16 protein-coding genes are annotated in these 24,025 nt (G+C 43.6%); 13 read left to right on the forward strand and 3 right to left on the reverse strand.

Translation table 11 applies throughout. The annotated features are described in order from the left end of the window. Window positions 1-137: 137 nt before the first annotated feature. From gltB to H8796_RS20365, 4 genes are all read left to right on the forward strand, one after another. The gene (gltB, locus tag H8796_RS20350; RefSeq protein WP_117935729.1) at window positions 138-4,745 is read left to right on the forward strand and encodes a glutamate synthase large subunit; all 4,608 of its coding nucleotides are present in this window, start codon (window positions 138-140) and stop codon (window positions 4,743-4,745) included. A 157-nt stretch (window positions 4,746-4,902) separates the two neighbouring features. Next, window positions 4,903-6,243 (forward strand): glutamate synthase subunit beta, encoded by a 1,341-nt coding sequence (locus H8796_RS20355; RefSeq protein WP_117935847.1) that lies wholly within the window; start codon window positions 4,903-4,905, stop codon window positions 6,241-6,243. Between the two features lie 212 nt (window positions 6,244-6,455). Next, window positions 6,456-8,123: an asparagine synthase B gene (asnB, locus tag H8796_RS20360; protein WP_117935731.1), complete on the forward strand. Its 1,668-nt coding sequence runs from the start codon at window positions 6,456-6,458 to the stop codon at window positions 8,121-8,123. 171 nt (window positions 8,124-8,294) lie between these two features. Next, complete coding sequence (locus H8796_RS20365) at window positions 8,295-9,062, forward strand: glycerophosphodiester phosphodiesterase family protein (protein ID WP_187343867.1); 768 nt, start codon at window positions 8,295-8,297, stop codon at window positions 9,060-9,062. A 250-nt stretch (window positions 9,063-9,312) separates the two neighbouring features. Here H8796_RS20365 and H8796_RS20370 read toward each other — a convergent pair whose 3' ends face one another. Then, entirely contained in the window at window positions 9,313-9,609 is a 297-nt protein-coding gene (locus H8796_RS20370) for a thioredoxin family protein (protein ID WP_004300083.1), read from the reverse strand. 414 nt (window positions 9,610-10,023) lie between these two features. Between H8796_RS20370 and dapF the strand changes: the two genes are divergently transcribed. From dapF to H8796_RS20400, 6 genes are all read left to right on the forward strand, one after another. Continuing rightward, complete coding sequence (gene dapF / locus H8796_RS20375; RefSeq protein WP_117935733.1) at window positions 10,024-10,833, forward strand: diaminopimelate epimerase; 810 nt, start codon at window positions 10,024-10,026, stop codon at window positions 10,831-10,833. A gap of 60 nt (window positions 10,834-10,893) precedes the next feature. Then, window positions 10,894-12,126, forward strand: coding sequence for an LL-diaminopimelate aminotransferase (locus H8796_RS20380; protein WP_117935735.1), 1,233 nt, complete (start codon window positions 10,894-10,896; stop codon window positions 12,124-12,126). A gap of 72 nt (window positions 12,127-12,198) precedes the next feature. After that, the gene (locus H8796_RS20385) at window positions 12,199-12,924 is read left to right on the forward strand and encodes a hypothetical protein (protein ID WP_008998601.1); all 726 of its coding nucleotides are present in this window, start codon (window positions 12,199-12,201) and stop codon (window positions 12,922-12,924) included. Window positions 12,925-13,068: 144 nt separating this feature from the next. Next, window positions 13,069-13,425 (forward strand): P-II family nitrogen regulator, encoded by a 357-nt coding sequence (locus tag H8796_RS20390; protein WP_004300089.1) that lies wholly within the window; start codon window positions 13,069-13,071, stop codon window positions 13,423-13,425. 48 nt (window positions 13,426-13,473) lie between these two features. Then, window positions 13,474-14,862: an ammonium transporter gene (locus H8796_RS20395; protein ID WP_004300090.1), complete on the forward strand. Its 1,389-nt coding sequence runs from the start codon at window positions 13,474-13,476 to the stop codon at window positions 14,860-14,862. A 46-nt stretch (window positions 14,863-14,908) separates the two neighbouring features. Next, entirely contained in the window at window positions 14,909-17,098 is a 2,190-nt protein-coding gene (locus tag H8796_RS20400; protein ID WP_004303703.1) for a glutamine synthetase III, read from the forward strand. A gap of 79 nt (window positions 17,099-17,177) precedes the next feature. Here the strand turns inward: H8796_RS20400 and H8796_RS20405 are convergent, their stop codons facing one another. Then, the gene (locus tag H8796_RS20405; RefSeq protein ID WP_004303713.1) at window positions 17,178-17,756 is read right to left on the reverse strand and encodes an HdeD family acid-resistance protein; all 579 of its coding nucleotides are present in this window, start codon (window positions 17,754-17,756) and stop codon (window positions 17,178-17,180) included. Window positions 17,757-17,929: 173 nt separating this feature from the next. Here H8796_RS20405 and H8796_RS20410 point away from each other — a divergent pair, with 173 nt between their 5' ends. The 3 genes from H8796_RS20410 to H8796_RS20420 all read left to right on the forward strand — a co-directional run bounded on the left by H8796_RS20410 (window position 17,930) and on the right by H8796_RS20420 (window position 21,724). Further along, complete coding sequence (locus tag H8796_RS20410) at window positions 17,930-19,999, forward strand: RNA degradosome polyphosphate kinase (RefSeq protein WP_117935851.1); 2,070 nt, start codon at window positions 17,930-17,932, stop codon at window positions 19,997-19,999. After that, window positions 19,996-20,919, forward strand: coding sequence for a Ppx/GppA family phosphatase (locus H8796_RS20415; protein ID WP_117935737.1), 924 nt, complete (start codon window positions 19,996-19,998; stop codon window positions 20,917-20,919). The genes H8796_RS20410 and H8796_RS20415 overlap by 4 nt, the downstream gene beginning before the upstream one ends. Before the next feature lie 157 nt (window positions 20,920-21,076). Further along, window positions 21,077-21,724: a GNAT family N-acetyltransferase gene (locus H8796_RS20420; RefSeq protein ID WP_117935739.1), complete on the forward strand. Its 648-nt coding sequence runs from the start codon at window positions 21,077-21,079 to the stop codon at window positions 21,722-21,724. Window positions 21,725-21,726: 2 nt separating this feature from the next. Here the strand turns inward: H8796_RS20420 and bglX are convergent, their stop codons facing one another. After that, the gene (gene bglX, locus H8796_RS20425) at window positions 21,727-24,018 is read right to left on the reverse strand and encodes a beta-glucosidase BglX (RefSeq protein WP_370539784.1); all 2,292 of its coding nucleotides are present in this window, start codon (window positions 24,016-24,018) and stop codon (window positions 21,727-21,729) included. Window positions 24,019-24,025 lie beyond the last annotated feature (7 nt).

Raw genomic sequence — 24,025 nt, forward strand, 5'->3', positions numbered from 1 at the left:
AAAAGAATAAAGATTCCTATTCTTATTTCGCGTTACACAAAAGCTAAATTTTACTATCATTTTGAAATTAAAACATTAACTTTGCCAAACAATTTGATACATCAAATAGGTATTATCATACAATAAAGCTAGTAAGAATGAAGAAACAAGAACTTTTTAACAACGTAACAGAAGGATTCCTTTACCAACGACAGCCCCAGCAGATGGGCTTGTACGATGCGGCATACGAGCACGATGCCTGCGGTGTCGGTATGCTGGTTAACATTCATGGAGAAAAGTCACACGACATTGTTGAGTCGGCTTTAAAGGTATTAGAGAACATGCGCCATCGCGGTGCCGAGGGTGCGGATAACAAGACCGGTGACGGTGCAGGTATCATGCTTCAAATTCCGCATGAGTTTATTTTATTACAAGGTATTCCTGTCCCCGAAAAAGGACGGTACGGCACAGGATTATTGTTTTTACCGAAAAACGAAAAAGACCAGGCAGCTATTCTAAGTATTATTATTGAAGAAATTGAAAAAGAAGGACTCACATTGATGCATTTGCGCAATGTGCCCACCTGCCCCGAAATCCTGGGAGAATCGGCTCTGGCAAACGAACCGGACATCAAACAAGTATTCATTACCGGATTTACGGAAACGGAAACTGCCGACCGGAAGTTATACCTGATCCGGAAAAGAATCGAAAATAAAGTCAGATTGTCATCTATTCCGGCAAAAGACGATTTTTATGTCGTGTCACTCTCTACCAAAAGCATTATATATAAAGGTATGCTTTCATCATTACAGCTGCGCAACTACTACCCAGACCTGACAAATAGCTATTTTACCAGCGGACTGGCATTGGTGCACTCTCGTTTCAGTACCAATACATTCCCCACATGGGGATTGGCACAGCCGTTCCGCCTGCTGGCACACAACGGTGAAATCAATACTATCCGTGGTAACCGAGGATGGATGGAAGCCCGTGAAAGTGTACTCTCCACTCCCACTTTAGGCGATATAAAAGAAATCCGCCCGATTATACAACCGGGCATGAGCGACAGTGCTTCTTTGGACAATGTACTGGAGTTCCTAGTGATGTCAGGATTGAGCCTGCCACATGCCATGGCTATGCTCGTGCCGGAATCTTTCAACGAGAAGAACCCGATCAGTGAGGATCTGAAATCATTCTACGAATACCACTCCATCCTGATGGAACCGTGGGACGGACCGGCCGCACTACTATTCAGCGACGGACGATTTGCCGGAGGTATGCTCGACCGCAATGGCCTGCGCCCTGCCCGTTATCTGATTACTAAAAACGATATGATGGTAGTGGCTTCGGAAGTCGGTGTTATGGATTTTGAACCGGGAGACATCAAAGAAAAAGGTCGCTTACAGCCCGGCAAAATCTTGCTGGTGGATACGGAAAAAGGCGAGATCTACTATGACGGCGAACTAAAAAAACAGTTGGCTGAAGCCAAGCCTTACCGCACCTGGCTATCTACCAACCGGATCGAGCTGGATGAACTGAAAAGCGGACGCAAAGTTCCTCATCACGTAGAAAACTACGACCGGATGCTTCGTACTTTCGGCTACTCCAAAGAGGACATTGAGAAGCTGATTATGCCAATGGCAAGCACCGGAGCAGAACCGATCCATTCAATGGGTAACGATACGCCACTCGCCGTACTTTCAGATAAGCCACAGTTGCTTTACAACTATTTCCGTCAGCAATTTGCACAGGTAACCAATCCGCCCATCGATCCACTTCGTGAAGAACTGGTGATGTCATTGACGGAATACATTGGAGCAGTCGGTATGAATATTCTGACGCCCAGTGAAAGTCATTGCAAAATGGTACGCCTGAATCATCCGATTTTAAGCAATACCCAACTGGATATTCTTTGTAATATCCGGTATAAAGGCTTCAAAACAGTCAAACTACCCATGTTGTTTGAGGTTGCAAAAGGGAAAGCCGGATTGCAGGAAGCACTGACCCATCTTTGTAAAATGGCGGAAGAATCCGTGACGGAAGGTGTAAATTACATTGTCCTGACCGACCGTGAGGTGGATATTACCCATGCTGCCATTCCATCATTGCTGGCGGTAAGTGCTGTTCATCATCACCTGATTTCAGTTGGTAAACGGGTGCAAACGGCATTGATCGTAGAAAGTGGTGAAATACGTGAAGTGATGCACGCCGCGTTATTATTGGGTTTCGGAGCAAGTGCCCTGAATCCTTACATGGCATTCGCTGTCCTCGACCGACTGGTAAAAGACAAGGATATTCAGTTGGATTATACCACTGCTGAAAAGAACTATATCAAATCCATCTGTAAAGGCTTGTTTAAAATCATGAGTAAGATGGGTATCTCTACGATCCGCTCCTATCGTGGTGCTAAGATTTTCGAAGCTGTCGGTTTGAGTGAAGAATTGAGCAAGGCTTATTTTGGAGGACTCGGTTCACCGATCGGAGGTATCCGTCTGGAAGAAATAGCCAGAGATGCCATTGCTTTCCATAAAGAAGGGCAAGAAGTTGAAAGTGGAAAGTTGAAAGTTGAAAGTGAGGCTCCGCATGGGAACTCTCAACTCTCAACTTTCAACTCTCAACTTCTCAAGAATAACGGTTTGTATGCTTTCCGTAAAGATGGAGAAAAGCACGCATGGAATCCGGAAACAATCAGCACTCTGCAATTGGCTACACGACTGGGGAGTTATAAGAAATTTAAAGAGTACACCCATCTGGTAGACGAAAAAGAGAAGCCTATTTTCCTTCGTGACTTCCTGGGATTCCGTCGTAATCCTATTTCTATCGATCAGGTGGAACCGGTGGAAAATATTCTGCATCGTTTCGTCACAGGAGCTATGTCTTTTGGTTCCATCAGCAAAGAAGCCCACGAGGCAATGGCTATTGCCATGAATAAAATCCACGGACGCAGTAATACCGGTGAAGGTGGTGAAGATGCCGCGCGTTTCCAACCGTTGCCGGATGGCAGTTCTTTACGAAGTGCGATCAAGCAGGTAGCTTCCGGTCGTTTCGGTGTAACGGCAGAGTATCTGGTGAATGCGGACGAAATTCAAATTAAGATAGCACAGGGAGCCAAACCGGGTGAAGGGGGACAACTTCCGGGATTTAAGGTAAATGATGTGATTGCGAAAACACGTCATTCCATTCCGGGGATTTCGCTGATTTCTCCCCCGCCCCATCATGATATTTATTCGATTGAGGATTTGGCTCAACTGATCTTCGATTTGAAAAATGTAAATCCACAGGCCAAAATCAGTGTAAAACTGGTAGCTGAAAGTGGTGTCGGTACAATTGCCGCCGGTGTGGCAAAAGCAAAGGCGGATTTGATTGTCATCTCTGGCGCCGAAGGGGGGACGGGTGCTTCTCCTGCTTCTTCTATCCGCTATGCGGGTATCTCGCCGGAATTAGGATTGAGCGAAACACAGCAAACACTGGTTCTGAACGGACTTCGTGGCCAAGTAGTTCTGCAAGCCGACGGACAGCTGAAAACCGGACGGGATATCATCTTAATGGCATTGATGGGTGCCGAAGAATATGGTTTCGCCACCTCCGCATTAATCGTATTGGGTTGTGTAATGATGCGTAAATGTCATCAGAACACTTGTCCGGTAGGAGTTGCCACGCAGAATGAAGAGTTACGTAAACGCTTTCATGGACGCAGTGAATATTTAGTAAACTTTTTCACATTCCTGGCACAGGAAGTCCGTGAGCATTTGGCTGAAATGGGATTCACCCGGATGGATGACATCATCGGACGTACAGACTTAATCGAACGCAAGTCCGATGTCAATGACCCGAATCCGAAACATGCTTTAATCGACTTCACCAAATTGCTGGCACGTGTTGACAACAGTGCGGCTATCCGTCATGTCATCGATCAGGATCATGGAATTTCTGCTGTAAAGGATGTAACCATCATCGATGCCGCACAGGAAGCTATCGAACATGAGAAAGAGATTTCTTTAGAATATACGATTGCCAATACAGACCGTGCAATAGGTGCTATGCTTTCCGGAGTAATCGCCAAGAAATACGGTGCCAAAGGATTGCCGGAACATACGCTGAATGTAAAATTCAAAGGTTCGGCAGGTCAATCTTTCGGAGCTTTTCTCGTACCGGGAGTTAATTTTAAACTGGAAGGTGAAGCGAATGATTACCTGGGTAAAGGATTGAGTGGCGGGCGTATCTCCGTATTGCCTCCTATCCGCAGCAATTTCGAAGCCGAAAAAAATACAATCGCCGGTAATACCTTGCTTTATGGCGCAACAAGCGGTGAAGTATATATCAACGGCCGTGTAGGAGAACGTTTCGCTGTTCGTAACTCCGGCGCAGTTGCCGTCGTAGAAGGCGTGGGTGACCATTGTTGCGAATACATGACCGGAGGTCGTGTGGTAGTCCTCGGACAAACCGGACGTAACTTTGCAGCCGGTATGAGTGGCGGTGTGGCATACGTATGGAACAAGGACGGCAACTTCGATTATTTCTGCAACATGGAAATGGTAGAACTATCACTCATCGAAGAAGCCAGCTACCGGAAAGAGTTGCACGAACTAATCCGCCAGCATTACCTCTACACAGGCTCGAAACTGGCACGCACTATGCTCGACAACTGGAATCATTACGTAGATCAATTCATCCAAGTAGTGCCCATCGAATACAAAAAAGTACTACAGGAAGAACAAATGAGAAAGTTACAACAAAAAATTGCAGATATGCAAAGAGACTATTAGATAAATTGAGAATTGAAAATTAAAAATTGAGAAATAAATGTAGTGAATAGTGGTTTCCAATTCTATTATTTTTCAACTTTTAATTCTCAATTTTCAATTTAACAACTTCTCGATCACCAACTATTTTTCAATTTTTAATTCTCAATTTTTAATTTATATGGGAGATCCTAGAGCATTTTTAAATATAGCTCGTCAGGAGGCGGGATATCGCCCTGTGAGCGAGCGAATCACTGACTACAGTCAGGTGGAACAGACATTGAATACAAATAGCCGTAAGTTGCAGGCATCACGCTGCATGGATTGCGGGGTACCTTTCTGTCATTGGGCATGTCCGATAGGGAATAAACAACCGGAATGGCAGGATGCATTGTACAGGGGGAAATGGAAAGAGGCTTACGAGGTGTTGTCGTCTACTTGCGATTTTCCGGAATTTACAGGGCGTATCTGTCCTGCCCTTTGCGAGAAATCATGCGTGTTGAAACTTTCGTGCGATCAGCCGGTAACTATTCGTGAAAATGAGGCGGCAATCGTGGAAGCGGCTTTTCGTGAAGGATATATACAGGTAAAAACTCCGGAAAGAAACGGAAAGAAAGTAGCGGTGATTGGTGCAGGTCCTGCCGGACTGGTAGTTGCCAATCAGTTAAATCTAAAAGGATATAGCGTTACTCTATTCGATAAGGATGAAGCTCCCGGAGGATTACTGCGATTTGGTATCCCTAATTTCAAACTGGACAAGAATGTAATCGACCGGCGGATGAAGATATTGGCCGCAGAAGGAATCCGGTTTGAGATGGGAGTAGAAATAGATGTCAATCATTTACCGGAAGGATTCGATGCTTACTGCATCTGTACCGGAACACCGGCAGCACGTGACTTGAGTATTCCGGGACGTGAACTGAAAGGGATTCATTTCGCACTCGAAATGCTGGCACAACAGAACAGGATTCTGGCAGGACAGACTTTCCCGAAAGACAAGTTGGTAAATGCCAAAGGCAAGAAGGTTCTTGTGATAGGTGGCGGTGATACCGGTTCCGACTGTATCGGAACCAGCGTGCGACAAGGAGCCGTCAGTATCACTCAAATAGAGATCATGCCGAAACCTCCTGTCGGATACAATCCGGCTACCCCATGGCCTCAATGGCCGGTAGTCTTCAAAACGACTTCCAGTCATGAAGAAGGTTGTACACGCCGTTGGTGTCTGGCTTCCAATCAGTTTCTCGGAAAGAATGGAAAAGTGACAGGCGTAGAAGTGGAAGAAGTGGAATGGATTCCGGCAACAGATGGCGGACGTTCCACGATGAAACCGACAGGAAAAAAGGAAGTCATCGAAGCGGACATGGTATTGCTGGCGATGGGATTCCTGAAACCGGAACAGCCAAAGTTTGCCGAAAATGTATTCCTTGCCGGGGATGCGGATACAGGAGCCAGCCTCGTCGTACGTGCCATGGCAGGAGGACGAAAAGCGGCTGCAGAAATAGACACTTACTTGACGAAATAATCTCCGAAATAAGGAATACTAAAAGGTCTGACTGCTATTATCGGTTCGTTCCATATCTGTGGAACTAAAGGATAACAGATGTAGAACTAAAGGGAAACAGTTGTGGAACGAAACGATAACAACTGTGGAACGAATTAAGAATAGCGAATCAGCCTCTTAGAAACAACGAATAAACAATCAACATATTACATCACCCCAAAAAACTTAAAGTTATGTGTGGAATAGCAGGTATACTCAACATAAAGGTTCAAACGAAAGAAGTAAGAGATAAAGCACTGAAGATGGCCCAGAAAATCCGTCATCGCGGACCGGACTGGAGTGGAATCTATGTAGGTGGAAGTGCCATCCTGGCACACGAACGCCTGTCAATCGTCGACCCACAGAGCGGTGGACAACCGTTATACTCTCCTGATCGTAAACAGGTGCTTGCTGTAAACGGTGAGATCTACAACCATCGGGACATTCGTGCTCAATACGCCGGAAAATATAACTTTCAGACAGGAAGTGACTGTGAGGTCATTCTTGCTCTTTACAAAGAGAAAGGCATCCACTTTCTGGAAGATATTAGCGGTATCTTTGCTTTTGTTCTTTATGATGAAGAAAAGGATGAATTTCTGATTGCCCGTGATCCGATAGGGGTTATTCCTTTATATATAGGGAAAGATAAAGAAGGAAGAATCTACTTCGGCAGCGAACTGAAAGCACTTGAAGGATTTTGCGACGAATATGAAGTATTCCTTCCCGGACATTATTTCCATAGCAAAGAGGGAAAAATGAAACGTTGGTATTCACGCGACTGGACAGCTTATGAAGCCGTCAAAGACAATGACGCACAAACCAGTGATGTAAAAACAGCATTAGAAGATGCCGTACATCGTCAGTTAATGAGTGACGTACCTTATGGAGTGCTTCTTTCGGGTGGACTGGACAGTTCTGTTATCTCCGCTATTGCCAAAAAATATGCGGCAAAGCGTATAGAAACAGATGGAGCGAGTGATGCGTGGTGGCCTCAACTCCACTCCTTCGCTATCGGATTAAAAGGTGCTCCCGATTTAATTAAAGCACGTGAAGTGGCTGAATATATCGGTACTGTCCATCACGAAATAAACTATACTGTTCAGGAAGGTCTGGATGCCCTGCGTGATGTCATTTATTTCATCGAGACATACGATGTAACCACGGTACGCGCTTCTACTCCCATGTACCTACTGGCACGTGTCATCAAATCAATGGGGATTAAAATGGTGTTGAGCGGTGAAGGTGCTGATGAAGTTTTCGGAGGGTATCTATACTTCCACAAAGCTCCCACTCCACAGGCATTCCACGAAGAAACGGTACGTAAACTTTCAAAGTTACACATGTACGATTGTCTTCGTGCCAACAAAAGTCTATCAGCATGGGGCGTAGAGGGACGTGTTCCTTTCCTTGATAAAGAATTCCTCGACGTAGCCATGAACCTGAATCCGAAAGCTAAAATGTGCCCCGGAAAGGAAATTGAGAAACGGATTGTTCGCGAAGCCTTTGCCGATATGTTACCGGAAAGTGTGGCGTGGAGACAAAAAGAACAGTTCAGTGACGGTGTGGGATATTCATGGATCGATACTTTGAGAGAAATCACAGCAGCTGCCGTAAGCGATGAGCAAATGGAACATGCTGCCGAACGCTTCCCCATCCATACTCCGCAAAACAAGGAAGAATACTATTATCGTAGTATCTTTGAAGAGCATTTCCCCAGTGAAAGTGCAGCACGCACCGTACCGAGTGTTCCCAGTGTGGCCTGTTCCACAGCAGAAGCGCTGGCGTGGGATATTGCTTTCAGGAATCTGAATGAGCCTAGCGGACGTGCGGTGAGAGGAATACACGAAGAGGCCTATACTTAACTGATAAAAATAACGGAAAGAGCAGATTCTGTTATTCTTTTGTAGCATTTCTATTTTAAAATCCCAAGGATTAACGCAGATTAGCATATTATTATCTGATTTGCGTTTTCTTTTTTATAATTTTGAGGCCAAACCCAATTAAATCTATCAAACTTTTAAAAGACCAAACAAATGAATTTAAAAAAAATGATGATGGCATCTGCCCTTCTAATGGTTGCTTGCTGTATGCAGGCACAGACAAAAGTGATAGCCCACCGTGGATTCTGGAAAACTCCGGGATCATCACAAAACAGTATTTCATCACTTCTAAAAGCAGATTCCATCGGTTGTTACGGTTCAGAATTTGACGTATGGATCGCTAAGGATAACAAGTTGGTGGTCAACCATGATCCTGTATACAAGATGAGACCGATGGAGTATTCCAAAGGTGACGCACTGACCGGACTTAAATTATCCAACGGAGAAAACTTGCCCAGCCTGGAACAGTATCTGGAAGCTGGAAAAAACTGTAATACCCGGCTGATTCTTGAACTAAAAGCACATAGCAATAAGAAACGCGAAACCAAAGCCGTACAAGGCATCCTTGCCATGGTGAAGAAAATGGGACTGAAAAACCGCATGGAATATATCACGTTCTCCCTGCATGCCATGAAAGAGTTTATCCGCCTGGCTCCTGCCGGTACTCCGGTATTTTACCTTAACGGAGAACTGTCTCCCAAAGAATTAAAGGAACTCGGTGCTGCCGGTCTTGATTATCACATGGGAGTGATTAAGAAACACCCCGAATGGATCAAAGAAGCTCATGAACTCGGCTTGAAAGTAAATGTGTGGACTGTGGACGAAGTGGAAGATATGAAATCGCTGATTGAACAGAAAGTAGATTTCATTACCACCAACGAACCAGTCATCTTACAAGAAGAACTGAAAAAACATCAATAAGACAAAATCATTACAAAGTAAACTATTTAACATCCGTCTTTAAAGAAACGGGTGGTTGTACTAAATCCCGCATACAGATAGCAAACTTTAGCTATTACGTATGCGGGATTTAGTACAACGAGCTGTTTCTTTAAAAGGAAAAATGAGCTTTCATAACAAACTAAATACCAACATATTAAGAGCACTCATTTTTTTCATTTGAAAAGGAAAAGGTCATTTCCATATATGCCAATAAAAGATTACAAACGATTTACTGGAAATCATCTAATACCTCTTTCAACTCTCCTACCGTAAGCTCTCCTACCTGTCTCCATAATTCATGTCCCTTATGCAATAAAAGAAAGGCGGGCACTGTTTCTACATTATGCGCATCGGCTATTGTTCTATTTTCTTCAGCATTCACTCTTATCAATTCTACAGTTCTCTTTTCGTAAGTCCGAAGCACAGGACCTATCCACTCATAATGAGGTGACCAGTCGGCATAAAATACTACCAACACCAAATGGTTGGTCTTAACTGCTGTTTCTAATTGTTTCTCTATATTCATGTCTCTACGTTTTTATATTAATGATAGTGCTAAAACAATGAATACAGAAAAAGGTTCTTCAGAATATCCGGCGAGCAATATGATAGATAAATAGGGATTTTCACTTTCATATCGTCAAAAGGAAAAGGATATATTTCTTGTTTTTATTGCTGATTTCACCGATTATCAAGGCTAAATATTCTTCATATATTATGGAAGAATATGCAAAACAATTCACCCAAATAACAGTTTATTAATATATAAATAGGTATAATTTCAAATTATAACTAAATACAGCCGTATATAAAGCGATTATAAGTTTGGAGAAAATAAATAGATATTAGATATACTTTTTAGCAAAATATAAAGCAAAAAGTCATACCTTTGCATTGTAATAAAACAAAAGGTTACAACAACCAATAAATATCAGTCAAAATGACAACAAAGATTAAGTTCACAAAAATGCATGGAGCGGGAAATGACTACATATATGTAGACACAACCCAATATCCGATAGCCGACCCTGCAAAGAAGGCAATCGAATGGAGCAAGTTTCATACAGGAATCGGAAGTGATGGACTTATATTGATTGGTGTCTCTGATAAAGCGGATTTCAGCATGCGTATTTTCAATGCGGACGGTTCGGAAGCTATGATGTGTGGCAACGGAAGCCGTTGTGTAGGCAAATATGTATATGAATACGGCCTGACTGACAAAACAGAAATTACGCTGGATACACGATCAGGAATAAAAATTCTGAAACTGCATGTAGAGGGAAAAACAGTCAGTGCAGTCACCGTAGATATGGGTAGCCCATTGGAAACAGAAGAGATTCAGTGGGGAGGAGAGTATCTTTTCCGGTCAACCAAAGTATCAATGGGTAATCCGCATCTCGTCACATTTGTTGAGGATATCACCCGGATTAATTTACCGGAAATCGGTCCTGAACTGGAGAATCATCCTCTTTTTCCCGATAGAACTAATGTGGAGTTTGCACAGATTGTCAGCAAAGACACAATACGGATGAGAGTGTGGGAAAGAGGATCGGGAATCACTCAAGCTTGTGGAACAGGTGCTTGTGCCACAGCAGTAGCCGCCTTCATCAACGGACTTACAGGAAGAAAAAGCGATATAATCATGGATGGAGGGACAGTCACCATTGAATGGGATGAAATCTCCGGGCATATATTAATGACCGGACCGGCAACCAAAGTTTTCGATGGGGAGATTGAGGATAAGTATTAAAAAAGTATTAAGTATCAGGTATTGAGTATTAGATTTTGCAGAACTTAAAACAATAACAAGATGGCATTAGTAAACGAACATTTTTTGAAGTTACCGGGAAGCTATTTATTCTCGGACATAGCGAAAAAGGTAAATACCTTCAAGATAACACATCCTAAACAGGATATTATCCGGTTGGGTATCGGTGATGTCACCCAAGCGCTTCCGAAAGCATGTATCGAAGCCATGCACAAAGCGGTAGAAGAGCTGTCCAGCAAAGATACATTCCGCGGATATGGTCCTGAACAGGGATATGATTTTCTGATTGAAGCAATTATAAAAAATGACTTTATTCCACGTGGAATTCACTTCTCGGCATCCGAGATATTTGTCAGTGACGGTGCCAAAAGCGATACCGGAAATATAGGCGATATTCTTCGCCATGACAATAGCGTAGGTGTTACAGATCCCATCTATCCGGTTTATATAGACAGCAATGTCATGTGCGGACGCGCCGGAGTGTTGGAAGAAGAGACGGGCAAATGGAGTAATGTTACTTATATGCCTTGCACAAGTGAGAACAACTTTATTCCGGAAATTCCGGACAAACGGATAGACATTGTTTATCTCTGCTATCCGAACAACCCGACAGGAACGACCTTGACCAAACCGGAACTGAAGAAATGGGTGGACTATGCATTGGCAAACGATACATTGATTCTGTTCGATGCCGCTTATGAAGCATATATCCAGGACGAGAATGTCCCCCACTCTATCTATGAGATTAAGGGAGCTAAAAAGTGTGCGATCGAATTCCGTAGTTTTTCAAAAACGGCAGGATTTACCGGAGTACGCTGCGGATATACCGTAGTTCCGAAAGAGCTTACTGCCGCCACATTGGAAGGAGACCGCATCCCACTCAACAGATTGTGGAACCGCCGCCAGTGCACCAAGTTCAACGGTACTTCTTACATTACTCAACGGGCAGCAGAAGCCGTTTACAGTGCAGAAGGCAAAGCACAGATTAAAGAAACAATCGGCTATTATATGACCAACGCCAAAATTATGAAAGAGGGATTGGAAGCCACAGGACTGAAAGTGTATGGAGGAGTCAACGCTCCCTACTTGTGGGTGAAAACTCCGAACGGGCTTTCGTCATGGCGATTCTTCGAACAGATGTTATATGAAGCCAATGTAGTCGGTACCCCCGGTGTAGGCTTCGGACCAAGCGGTGAAGGATATATCCGCCTGACTGCCTTTGGCGAACGTAACGACTGTATCGAAGCAATGAGAAGAATAAAAAACTGGCTATAAGATAGTATTTCGCGCGCTACTATATACATGGACCGTACATCCACATTTTTCTAACTTAAAGGTAAAAAGACGATGAAAACGACGATTAACAAAAAATGGGGAGTAATAATAGTAGCATTATTACTGACAGGGTTTGCTCCATCCGCAATGTTGGCGCAAGATAAAGTGGAAGCTTCCGTTGGAGCCGATCTGGTGAGTGGTTACATCTGGCGTGGCCAGGATTTAGGCGGAGTTAGTATTCAGCCTTCATTGGGAATCGCTTACAAAGGTTTCTCACTCGGAGCATGGGGATCGGTAGGGTTCGAATCGACAGATACGAAAGAGTTCGATTTAACTCTCGGTTATTCGACGGGTGGTTTTAGCGTTTCAGTGACGGATTATTGGTTTAATACCCAAGTAGCAACTAACAAGTATTTTAAATACGGAGCTCATTCAACAGCTCATGTATTTGAAGCACAAGTCGGATATGACTTCGGACCACTGGCAGTCAACTGGTATACAAATTTTGCAGGTGCCGACGGCGTGAAAGAAAATGGCAAAAGAGCTTATTCTTCTTACCTCGCACTTAGCGCACCATTCAAATTGGGAGGTCTCGACTGGGCAGTAGATTTAGGTATGGTTCCTTGGGAGACAACTTTCTACAATGGCTATACAAGTGGTTTCTGCATATCAGATGTAAGTCTCGGAGCTTCCAAGGATATCAAAATCACAGATTCCTTCTCCGTTCCGGCATTTGCCAAGGTATCTGTCAATCCACGGACAGAAGGAGCCTACTTCGCATTCGGATTAAGTTTTTAAGAGAGAGAATTTAGAATATCAAAGAGCGTATAGGGATCGGGTAGTTAGAGTTTAGATTTTATCGGTTTGTTGTATGGTAACCTACTATGGCTGCCACACCCTATACCTCTTTCTTTTACAGGTCAACACTAATATTTAAGGTATATGAAAAAGATTGAAGCTATTATCCGTAAAACCAAATTCGAGGACGTGAAAACAGCTCTCCTCGAAGCGGACATCGAATGGTTCTCTTACTACGATGTAAGAGGCATCGGAAAAGCCCGGGAAGCCCGTATCTATCGCGGTGTTATGTACGACACAAGTTCTATCGAACGTATCCTGATCTCTATTATAGTACGCGACAAGAATGCAGAAAAGACCGTACAAGCTATTCTAAAATCCGCACACACGGGAGAAATCGGAGACGGACGTATTTTCGTTATTCCTATTGAAGACGCCATCCGCATCCGTACCGGCGAGAGAGGAGATATCGCACTCTACAACGCAGAACAAGAAAGATAACTCTTTCTCCCCAACAGCTATCCGTATAACTAATAATGTAAAATCATCATGAGTAGACATATTATATATGCCATTTCCAAAATTGGAATCATGGCAGCCATCATTATGGCCTGTTTATTTGCTCCCAGTGCTTATGCACAAGACACTGTAAAGTTATCAGAAGAGATAACAATTGTAGAAGAAACTCCTGTTCTCAACAGCGGCAACACAGCTTGGCTTATCGTAGCCACCATTCTCGTTTTATTAATGAGTATTCCCGGTATCGCATTGTTCTATGGCGGATTGGTACGCCAGAAAAATATATTGAGTATCATCATGCAGACATTACTCATTGTCGGTGTAGTCAGTATATTATGGGTCGCTTTCGGCTATAGTTGGGCATTCGGTACCAGTTTTATGGAATCAGGCAATCCGTTGGGAGCCATTATAGGAGGATTCGACAAAGCATTCCTCCACGGAATCACCATCAATACGTTAACAACCGGGGATATTCCCGAACTGACATTCGTCATGTTCCAATGTATGTTCGCCATCATCACGCCTGCACTTATCCTGGGAGCATTTGCCGAAAGAATCAAATTCTCCGGATACATGGTATTTATTATCCTCTGGGTAATATTGGCTTACTTCCCGATGGCACATTGGGTATGGGGAGGCGGATTCCTTCAGCAAATGGGAGCCATCGATTTTGCCGGTGGTACGGTAGTGCATATCAATGCCGGAATTTCAGCCCTTGTTATGGCGATCATGCTGGGGAAAAGAGAGGATTACCGGATCGGTCACCCGATTACTCCGCATAACATCACCTTCGTATTCATGGGAACGTCTTTCCTGTGGCTGGGATGGTTTGGATTCAATGCAGGAAGTGGCTTGGCCGCCGACGGACTTGCAGCCAACGCTTTCATGGTAACGCATATTGCCACAGCTGTTGCAGCAGTCACTTGGATGCTTATTGACTGGTTCTGCAATAAAAAACCGACAACGGTAGGTGCATGTACAGGCGCAGTGGCCGGATTGGTTGCCATTACCCCGGCAGCGGGCACGGTAGATTTATTGGGTGCTTTCTTTATCGGTCTGATTACTCCGGTTATCTGCTTTTTCATGGTAGCGGTAGTGAAGCCCAAATTCAAATACGACGACGCACTCGACGCGTTCGGGGTACACGGAATCGGTGGTATCGTAGGTTCTATCCTTACCGGAGTCTTTGCCACTCAATATATCACTGGTGAAGGCGGCGTAGAAGGAGCTCTTTATGGTGACTGGCATCAGTTGTGGGTGCAGATTGTCGCAACAGTAGTCTCTATCTTATTCAGTGCAGTCATCACTTTTGTTCTTTACAAAATTGTGGATTCACTCATCGGTATCCGCGTCGACAGACGGGTGGAAGAAGAGGGACTTGACATCTATGAACATGGAGAATCCGCATACAACAGTTAAAACAGAGAAACTCTAACATATTTAACAACAAATCAAATCAGGTATTATGTCAAAACTTAGATTCAGAGTAGTAGAGACAGCTTTCAAAAAGAAAGCTGTTGAGGTAGCAACCCCTGCCGAACGTCCTTCGGAATACTTCGGCAAGTATGTATTCAACAAGGAAAAGATGTTCAAATACCTTCCCAGTAAGGTATACAATGCACTGATTGATGCAATTGACAATGGTGCTCCGCTAGATCGCAGCATTGCCGACGAGGTAGCTGCCGGCATGAAAAAATGGGCTATCGAAATGGGTGTCACTCATTACACGCACTGGTTTGCACCGCTGACCGAGGGTACGGCAGAAAAGCACGATGCCTTCGTTGAACATGACGGCAAAGGTGGTATGATGGAAGAATTTACAGGTAAACTGCTCGTACAGCAGGAGCCGGATGCTTCTTCTTTCCCGAATGGCGGTATCCGTAATACATTCGAAGCTCGCGGATACAGCGCATGGGACCCCTCGTCACCTGCTTTCATCGTGGATGATACACTTTGCATCCCGACTGTATTTATCGCATATACCGGTGAAGCTCTTGACTATAAAGCTCCCTTACTGAAGGCATTGCGTGCTGTAGATAAAGCAGCCGTAGCCGTATGTCAGTATTTTAATCCGGAAGTGAAAAAAGTAGTTGCTTACTTAGGATGGGAACAGGAATACTTCCTGGTAGACGAAGGATTGTATGCCGCACGTCCGGACTTACTAATGACCGGTCGTACTTTGATGGGACATGACAGTGCCAAAAACCAACAGTTGGAGGATCACTACTTCGGTGCTATCCCCACCCGCGTAGCCGCTTTCATGAAGGACCTTGAAATTGAAGCGTTAAAATTAGGTATTCCTGTTAAGACTCGTCACAACGAGGTTGCCCCGAACCAGTTCGAGTTGGCTCCTATCTTTGAAGAGTGTAACCTTGCTAATGACCATAACTTACTGATTATGTCATTAATGCGTAAGGTAAGCCGCCGTCATGGTTTCCGTGTACTGCTTCATGAAAAGCCGTTCAAAGGTGTCAATGGTTCGGGTAAACACAACAACTGGTCTTTGGGCACTGATACAGGTATCTTATTGATGGGACCGGGTAAGACTCCGGAAGACAATCTACGTTTTGTTACATTCGTTGTCAATACGTTGATGGCAGTTTATCATCATAACGGATTGCTGAAAGCTTCTATCTCCAGTGCTACCAACGCCCACCGTCTGGGAGCGAATGAGGCACCTCCTGCAATTATCTCCTCTTTCCTTGGAAAACAGTTGTCGCAGGTATTGGATCATATCGAAAACAGTACGAAAGATGATTTAATCAGCCTTAGCGGTAAACAGGGAATGAAGTTGGATATTCCGCAGATTCCTGAATTACTGATCGATAATACAGACCGTAACCGTACTTCTCCATTTGCTTTCACAGGCAACCGCTTTGAGTTCCGTGCCGTAGGTTCCGAAGCAAACTGTGCTTCTGCCATGATTGCATTGAACTCGGCCGTAGCAAATCAATTGGTGAAGTTTAAGAAGGACGTGGATGCGTTGATTGAAAAGGGAGAACCCAAAGTTTCCGCCATTCTTGAAATCATCCGCGGATATATCAAAGAATGTAAAGCCATTCATTTCGACGGTAACGGTTACAGTGACGAATGGAAGAAAGAAGCTGCCCGTCGTGGACTGGATTGCGAAACCAGTGTTCCTGTTATCTTCGACAATTACCTGAAACCGGAAACAATTGCCATGTTCGAAGCTACCGGTGTAATGACCAAGAAAGAACTGGAAGCCCGTAACGAGGTGAAATGGGAAACTTATACGAAGAAGATTCAGATTGAGGCACGTGTATTGGGTGACTTGGCAATGAATCATATCATTCCGGTTGCCACTCAATACCAGACGGACTTAATTAATAATGTCTATAAGATGCAATCTCTTTTCCCGGCAGAAAAGGCTGCGAAATTGTCTGCTAAGAACCTGGAGCTTATTGAAGAGATTGCCGACCGTACAGCTTTCATCAAGGAGCATGTAGATGCAATGATTGAGGCTCGTAAGGTTGCAAACAAGATAGAAAGCGAACGGGAAAAAGCCATTGCCTACCACGACACGATTGTCCCGGCACTGGAAGAAATCCGTTATCACATCGACAAGTTGGAACTGATTGTTGACAATCAGATGTGGACGCTTCCAAAATACAGGGAACTGTTATTTGTGAGATAGAAAAAAAATTATCTATTTCTTTTGTTGGTTGTTTTAAGTTTGCGGGGAGGGGTGCTGTGAAGCAGTCCTCTTCTTTTTTTTATTCGATAATCTTTGCGTCTTCAATATCATCATCGTCATGCATAACCGGAGCCTTCGGGCGGCGACGGGCAAACTTGAACCAGTTTATCAATTCGGAAAGAGAATAAACCAAACTGCTGATACCAATAATTATAAATGCAGTATTACGCGCTCCTGTCGGATTGAACAAAGCGATAATACCCGCAATAAGAATCAGCGAAGGAATCAGATAAAAAGCTCCCGGAACGGGCATCCACCGACGAGCCATCGACAAAGAAGCAATCTGTTGCACTCCTCCCATAATCAGGATAAATCCCAATAAAAACATCAGGACGTCTGCAAAGAATTCAGGCATCACAATCAGCCAAAGTCCGAATAATAAGCTACCGATTCCTTCTATCGGAAAACGGGGAGCTGCTTCACCTTCCGGTCTTTTCCGGCCGAAATAGCCAAAAAGGCTGATAACACCGGGAATCAAGAAGGCAACACCTACCGTAATGACAATATAACTGGCAGCCGCATTGGGCCAAATCACGAGTACCAATCCAATCACAAGTGCGAAGAGAATGCGAATAAGGGAATAATTCATTGTTTTCATAAATTCTATATTTTTTAACCGAGTCTGTTCCAATACTTTTGCGAATATAAGTGTTTCTACTGATATATAAAAATAACAAATAAACATTGTAATAAGTTCGTAATAATATCGTTATGACGATTACATCTCACATTGATATTTTTGCAGAAATTTTAAACAGTTCCTTTTTCACAATGAAACAAAGCGAAATAAAAAAGAAATACCCTTATGTAGAGCGTGACATCAGTTGGATGTACTTCAACCAACGTATTCTGCTAGAAGCCGCCCGTCCAGAAGTGCCACTGCTGGAACGACTCACTTTTCTTGGCATCTATTCAAATAACCTGGATGAATTCTTCCGTGTCCGTGTAGCGACTCTGAACCGGATCGTAGAATATGCCGATAAAAACATACAAGCAGAACAAGAAACCGCCGCCTGCACTCTGAAACAAATAGGAAAGCTGCACAATCGTTACTACAAGCAGTTTGAGGAGATATTCGCTTCCATTATGGAGGAATTGAAGAAAGAGAATATCTACGTCATCAAAGATGCGGAAATGACGGACGAACAGAAAGCATTCGTCACTTCTTTCTATCGCAACAAACTGAATGGTTCTACCAATCCGCTTTTCCTCAATGGAACCCGCTCGCTGGACGATCAGACAGATGAGGATATTTACCTTGCCATCCGTCTGCTGCGCAAAGATGAAACGGGAAAGATAAAGGAGAAAGACTATGCAGTGATTGAACTGCCGACCGGAGACTTCGGCCGTTTTATTCAATTACCTGATTCGGATGGAAAAACATATCTCATGTTTCTTGATGACGTGATCCGCTATTGTTTGCCGATGATTTTTGTTGGCATGAAGTACACAGATTATGAGGCGTACACTTTCAAATTCACTAAAGACGCCGAAATGGAAATTGACAGTGATCTGCGGACAGGGGTACTTCAGAAGATTTCCAAAGGTGTGAAAAGCCGGAAGAAAGGGGAACCGATCCGTTTCGTCTATGACGAACAAATTCCTAAAGACTTGCTGAAAAAGTTGACCGGCCGCCTGAACGTGGATAAGAATGACACGCGTGTAGCCGGAGGACGCTATCACAATTTCAAGGATTTGATGAAATTTCCGGTTTGCGGTCATCATGAACTGAAATATCCTGTTTGGGAACCTATCTTCAAGCCTGAACTGAATGGCATGGAAAGTCTGCTCACTTTGATTCGTCGGAAAGATCGTTCCTTACATTATCCTTATCATAGTTTCGATACTTTCATCCGTGTGTTGCGAGAAGCCGCTATCAGTAAAGAAGTAAAAAGTATCAAGATGACGCTTTATCGCTTGGCTAAAGAGTCCAAAGTGATAAAAGCTTTAATCTGTGCAGCCAGAAACGGGAAAAAAGTCACAGTAGTAATCGAACTGTTGGCACGTTTTGATGAAGCGTCTAATATCAACTGGAGCAAGAAAATGCAGGATGCGGGGATTCATGTTATTTTCGGAGTAGAGGGTTTGAAAATCCATTCTAAATTGCTGTATATCGGTACTCGGCACGGAGATATCGCCTGCATCAGTACAGGAAATTTCCATGAAGGAAATGCACGCATGTATACTGACTATACCATTATGACTGCTCACCGTCCCATTGTCCGGGAAGTCAATGCCGTATTCGATTTTATCGAAAAGCCTTATACTCCTGTTGATTTCAAAGAATTGCTCGTTTCTCCCAATGATATGCGTAAACGATTCATTGCGCTTATCAACAAAGAGATAAAAAATAAGGAACAGGGAAAAGAGGCTTATATCCTTGCTAAAGTAAATCATATTACTGACCGTGCACTTGTTGAAAAGCTATACGAAGCCTCAACAGCGGGTGTTCAAGTGGAACTGGTAGTACGCGGTAACTGTTCTTTAGTGACAGGCGTTCCGGGTATCAGCGAGAATATACACATCAATGGTATTATCGACCGTTATCTCGAACATTCGCGCATTTTCATCTTCGCCAATGGTGGAGAAGAAAAATACTACATTGGTTCTGCCGACTGGATGCCTCGCAACCTGGATAATCGTATTGAGGTGGCGGCACCGGTCTATGATAAAGAAATTCAGGCAGATTTAAAACGAATTGTCTGCTACGGATTCCGGGATACGGCAAAAGGAAGAATTGTAGATGGTACAGGTGAGAACCGGGAAAAAGAACGGGAAGAAAACAGTGTCCCATTCCGCTCACAAGAAGAATTATATAACGAATACAAGAATACATTATGATAAGTATGAAAAAAGTTAATTATGCAGCAATAGATATAGGCTCTAATGCGGTACGACTGCTGATAAAATGTGTAAACGAGGAGAATGCGCCCGAATTAATGAGTAAGGTGCAGCTCATCCGTATTCCGTTACGGTTGGGAGAAGACGCCTTTACTGTGGGGGTTATCTCTGCAGAAAAAGAGAAGAAACTGATTCGGCTGATGAAAGCCTACAAACAATTAATGAAGATATATGATGTGGTAGACTATCGTGCGTGTGCCACCTCTGCCATGCGTGATGCACGTAATGGTAAGGATATCGTTCAGCAGATCGTCAAAAAGACGGGTATCCGTGTAGAAATCATCGACGGGCAGGAAGAAGCGTATATTGTTTACGACAATCATATCGAACAGTTATTTGCTTCAGGGCAAAATTACCTGTATGCAGATGTGGGAGGTGGTAGTACGGAAATCAATCTTATCAGCAACGGTGAACTGAAAAATTCCCGTTCATATAATATAGGTACGGTACGTATGCTTAGCGGCATGGTAAAGGAAGAAGAAAAGGAAGCTTTGCGCACTGATCTGATAGGGCTTGCCACAGAGTATGCCCCTATCAGTATCATCGGTTCGGGAGGAAATATTAATAAGTTATTTCGTTTAGCGGACAAGAAAGATAAAAAAGCGTCTCTCCTACCCATCGAATCACTGCAAGATATATATGAAACATTGAAAGCCCTCTCTACCGAACAACGTATTAAGCAATATAAGTTGAAACCGGACCGGGCCGATGTTATTGTTCCTGCTGCAGAAATATTTCTCGAGATAGCTACTCATGTAAAAGCTACCGGAATTATTGTACCTACCATCGGACTGTCCGACGGTATTATAGATAGCTTATACACGCAAAACATGAACAGGTCTGATTCTCCGCAATCTTGATGAATGAATATATAAAAAAACTCCTGATACCAGTATATCCAGACTTAGTATCGGGAGTTTTTGTCTCATCTTGCTATAATGTATAGATTCATCTTTAAAAGAGTTAGGTATTCGGATTTTGTTCTTTATATTTGTGCAACTATATATTTGAAACAATATGGATATAAAACTTAGAATTGAGCAATCTTCGGATTATCATGAAACCGAAAACATTACACGGGAAGCATTCTGGAATCATTATTCTCCGGGATGTGACGAACATTACCTCCTTCATATTATGCGTAACCATCCTAAGTTTGTGCCGGAGCTCGATATTGTTGCAGAACATAATAACAAGATTGTCGGTAATGTTGTCTGCCTCAAATCATTTATCATGGCAGATGACGGTAACCAATATGAGGTTTTGAGCTTGGGTCCCATTTCTGTTCTCCCCGAATACCAACAGCAGGGTATCGGAGGAAAAATGATTGCACTTACCAAAAAATTAGCTTCCGAAATGGGATTTCGTGCTATTTTACTTTGTGGTGACCCGGATTATTATCTCCGACAAGGATTCATTCCTGCCGAAACATTAGGGATTCGCACTGAAGATAATATGTATGCTACTGCTCTTCATGTTTGTGAATTATATGATAATGCTTTAGCCAATGCAAAAGGCCGCTATATAGAAGATGAAATATATCAGATTGATAAATCTGCTGCTAATGAGTTCGACAAACAATTTCCTCCAAAAGAAGTTGAGGTTGGAACTCCGTCACAAAAACGATTTAATCTGCTGGTAGTAATGAGAAGAAAAGCGATTTAAGGTCATTCAACCTTAAACCGCTTGGTTTGTACATCACGGGAGTTCGATCCTACCATGACATCAAATTCTCCTGGTTCGTAGATATATTCCAAGCCGGAATTATAGAATTTCAGATCATTTTCCGTGATAACGAAGTTAATGTCACGACTTTCACCACTCTTCAGGAAAATACGTTCAAAGCCTTTCAACTCCTTCACCGGACGGGCAATCTCTGCATATATATCACGAAGATATAGCTGCACTGTCTCGTAACCGTCGTAGTTTCCTTTATTGGTAACAGTCACAGAAACCGTTAACTCACCGTTTTTAGGTAAAGTTTCCGAGCTAATCTGAAGATCACTATAAACAAAGTCTGTATAACTCAAACCATATCCGAACGGATACAGAGGCTCATTACTCTCATCCAGATAATTGCTGGCATAACGATTAAATATACGATTGTCAGGATCAGGACGACCGGTATTCAGATGATTGTAGAATAATGGTAACTGTCCCACCGAACGCGGGAAAGTCGTTGTCAATTTACCGCTTGGAGCTACTTTGCCGAACAGTACGTCAGCAACCGCATCCCCCGTTTCACTACCTCCAAACCAGACATTCAAGATGGAATGTACATTTGTAGCCTCCCAGTTCAAAACCAAAGGACGACCCGTGAACAAAAGAAGTACGACAGGTTTGCCCGTCTTCACCAGAGCTTTTAATAAGTCCTGTTGAGCATCGGGTATCTCCAGATTGGTACGTGAAACCGATTCACCACTCATTTCCGCACACTCACCCAAAGCAGCTACAATCACATCAGCACGGGCAGCTATACGCAAAGCCTCATCCAATAACTGCCGGTTGTCTCCACGTTCAAGCGGCCGAATACCCGTAGCAGCCTTTTCCGTTTCTGCATCATAATATATGTTACTGCCTTTCGCGTACAGTATTTCAGCCTTATCACCCGCTGCCGAACGGATTCCTTCCAGTAACGTTCCGTGCCGGGAAGGAGTACATGTCATACTCCACATTCCACACATGTTATTACGTGCATCTGCCATCGGACCGATCAGGGCAATCTTTCCTTTTATGTCCAAAGGAAGCAGATGACGATCGTTCTTCAACAAAACAAAAGTTTCAGTTGCAATCGTACGGGCGGAAGAACGATGTTCGGCCGTATAAAGTTTTTCCCGGGTACGCAGAGTATCACAATATTTATACGGATCGGAGAATAACCCCAATTTATATTTAGCTTCCAGGACACGACGGCAGGCCGCATTTATCTGTTCTTCCGTCACTTTTCCTTCTTTCAGGGATTCTTCCAGTGTGTTCAGAAAACCACAGGAAACCATATCCATATCTGTCCCTGCCTGCAAAGCACGTATGGAAGCTTCTTTCAGAGGGGCGACACCGTGGGAGGACATTTCGGCTATCGAATTATAATCTGTCACCAATAGTCCCCCGAAACCCCATTCATCCCGAAGCAGATCGGTCAGTAACCATTTATTGGCCGTGGCAGGAATACCGTCGACGATATTAAAAGAACTCATGACACTACCTACACCGGCATCAACGGCAGCTTTATAAGGAGCCAGATATTCGTTATACATACGCAGGCGGCTCATATCCACCACATTATAATCACGTCCTGATTCAGACGCTCCATAAAGTGCAAAATGTTTCACACAGGCAAGTATTTCATCGTTGCCCTGCATATTGTTTCCCTGATAACCACGCACATACGCTTTAGCCATTAAAGAACCCAGGTAAGGATCTTCCCCACTCCCTTCTGCGATACGTCCCCAGCGGGCGTCACGACAAATATCGACCATCGGGCTGAATGTCCAGTTAATACCGTCTGCGCTGGCTTCAATGGCAGAGATGCGTGCCATACGTTCGACGGCCAGAGTGTCCCAACTGCAAGAAAGCGCCAATGGGATCGGGAAAATAGTTTCGTAACCGTGGATAACGTCTGCACCTACAAGTAGAGGTATTTTCAACCGGCTTTCTTCTACCGCAAGGTGTTGCAGGGCATTAATTTTCTGGATCCCCTTGACATTGAAGAAGCCGCCTATTTCCTGTTTGCGAATCATATCGCTAAGTTCACCGTTCATCACCGAACCTGTCACGAGATCACCGCCCGAAGGCAGGTTCAGTTGTCCGAGTTTCTCACGGAGAGTCATCCGCTCCATTAAGTCGGTAATGAAACAGTCCATTTCATTCTCGTAATGATTCTGTGATAACAGAGTCGGTATTAATAATATATTATATATAACTAAAAGACAACATCTTTTCATTCTTCTCATCATTGACATGAATACT

The organism is Bacteroides sp. M10 (assembly GCF_014334015.1).
GTDB classification, from domain to species: domain Bacteria; phylum Bacteroidota; class Bacteroidia; order Bacteroidales; family Bacteroidaceae; genus Bacteroides; species Bacteroides intestinigallinarum.

Bases quoted from the DNA above. Each gene is read 5' to 3' on its own strand.
- gltB (WP_117935729.1), top strand. From the start codon at position 138: ATGAAGAAACAAGAACTTTTTAACAACGTAACAGAAGGATTCCTTTAC.
- H8796_RS20355 (WP_117935847.1), top strand. From the start codon at position 4,903: ATGGGAGATCCTAGAGCATTTTTAAATATAGCTCGTCAGGAGGCGGGA.
- asnB (WP_117935731.1), top strand. From the start codon at position 6,456: ATGTGTGGAATAGCAGGTATACTCAACATAAAGGTTCAAACGAAAGAA.
- H8796_RS20365 (WP_187343867.1), top strand. From the start codon at position 8,295: ATGAATTTAAAAAAAATGATGATGGCATCTGCCCTTCTAATGGTTGCT.
- H8796_RS20370 (WP_004300083.1), bottom strand. From the start codon at position 9,609: ATGAATATAGAGAAACAATTAGAAACAGCAGTTAAGACCAACCATTTG.
- dapF (WP_117935733.1), top strand. From the start codon at position 10,024: ATGACAACAAAGATTAAGTTCACAAAAATGCATGGAGCGGGAAATGAC.
- H8796_RS20380 (WP_117935735.1), top strand. From the start codon at position 10,894: ATGGCATTAGTAAACGAACATTTTTTGAAGTTACCGGGAAGCTATTTA.
- H8796_RS20385 (WP_008998601.1), top strand. From the start codon at position 12,199: ATGAAAACGACGATTAACAAAAAATGGGGAGTAATAATAGTAGCATTA.
- H8796_RS20390 (WP_004300089.1), top strand. From the start codon at position 13,069: ATGAAAAAGATTGAAGCTATTATCCGTAAAACCAAATTCGAGGACGTG.
- H8796_RS20395 (WP_004300090.1), top strand. From the start codon at position 13,474: ATGAGTAGACATATTATATATGCCATTTCCAAAATTGGAATCATGGCA.
- H8796_RS20400 (WP_004303703.1), top strand. From the start codon at position 14,909: ATGTCAAAACTTAGATTCAGAGTAGTAGAGACAGCTTTCAAAAAGAAA.
- H8796_RS20405 (WP_004303713.1), bottom strand. From the start codon at position 17,756: ATGAAAACAATGAATTATTCCCTTATTCGCATTCTCTTCGCACTTGTG.
- H8796_RS20410 (WP_117935851.1), top strand. From the start codon at position 17,930: ATGAAACAAAGCGAAATAAAAAAGAAATACCCTTATGTAGAGCGTGAC.
- H8796_RS20415 (WP_117935737.1), top strand. From the start codon at position 19,996: ATGATAAGTATGAAAAAAGTTAATTATGCAGCAATAGATATAGGCTCT.
- H8796_RS20420 (WP_117935739.1), top strand. From the start codon at position 21,077: ATGGATATAAAACTTAGAATTGAGCAATCTTCGGATTATCATGAAACC.
- bglX (WP_370539784.1), bottom strand. From the start codon at position 24,018: ATGTCAATGATGAGAAGAATGAAAAGATGTTGTCTTTTAGTTATATAT.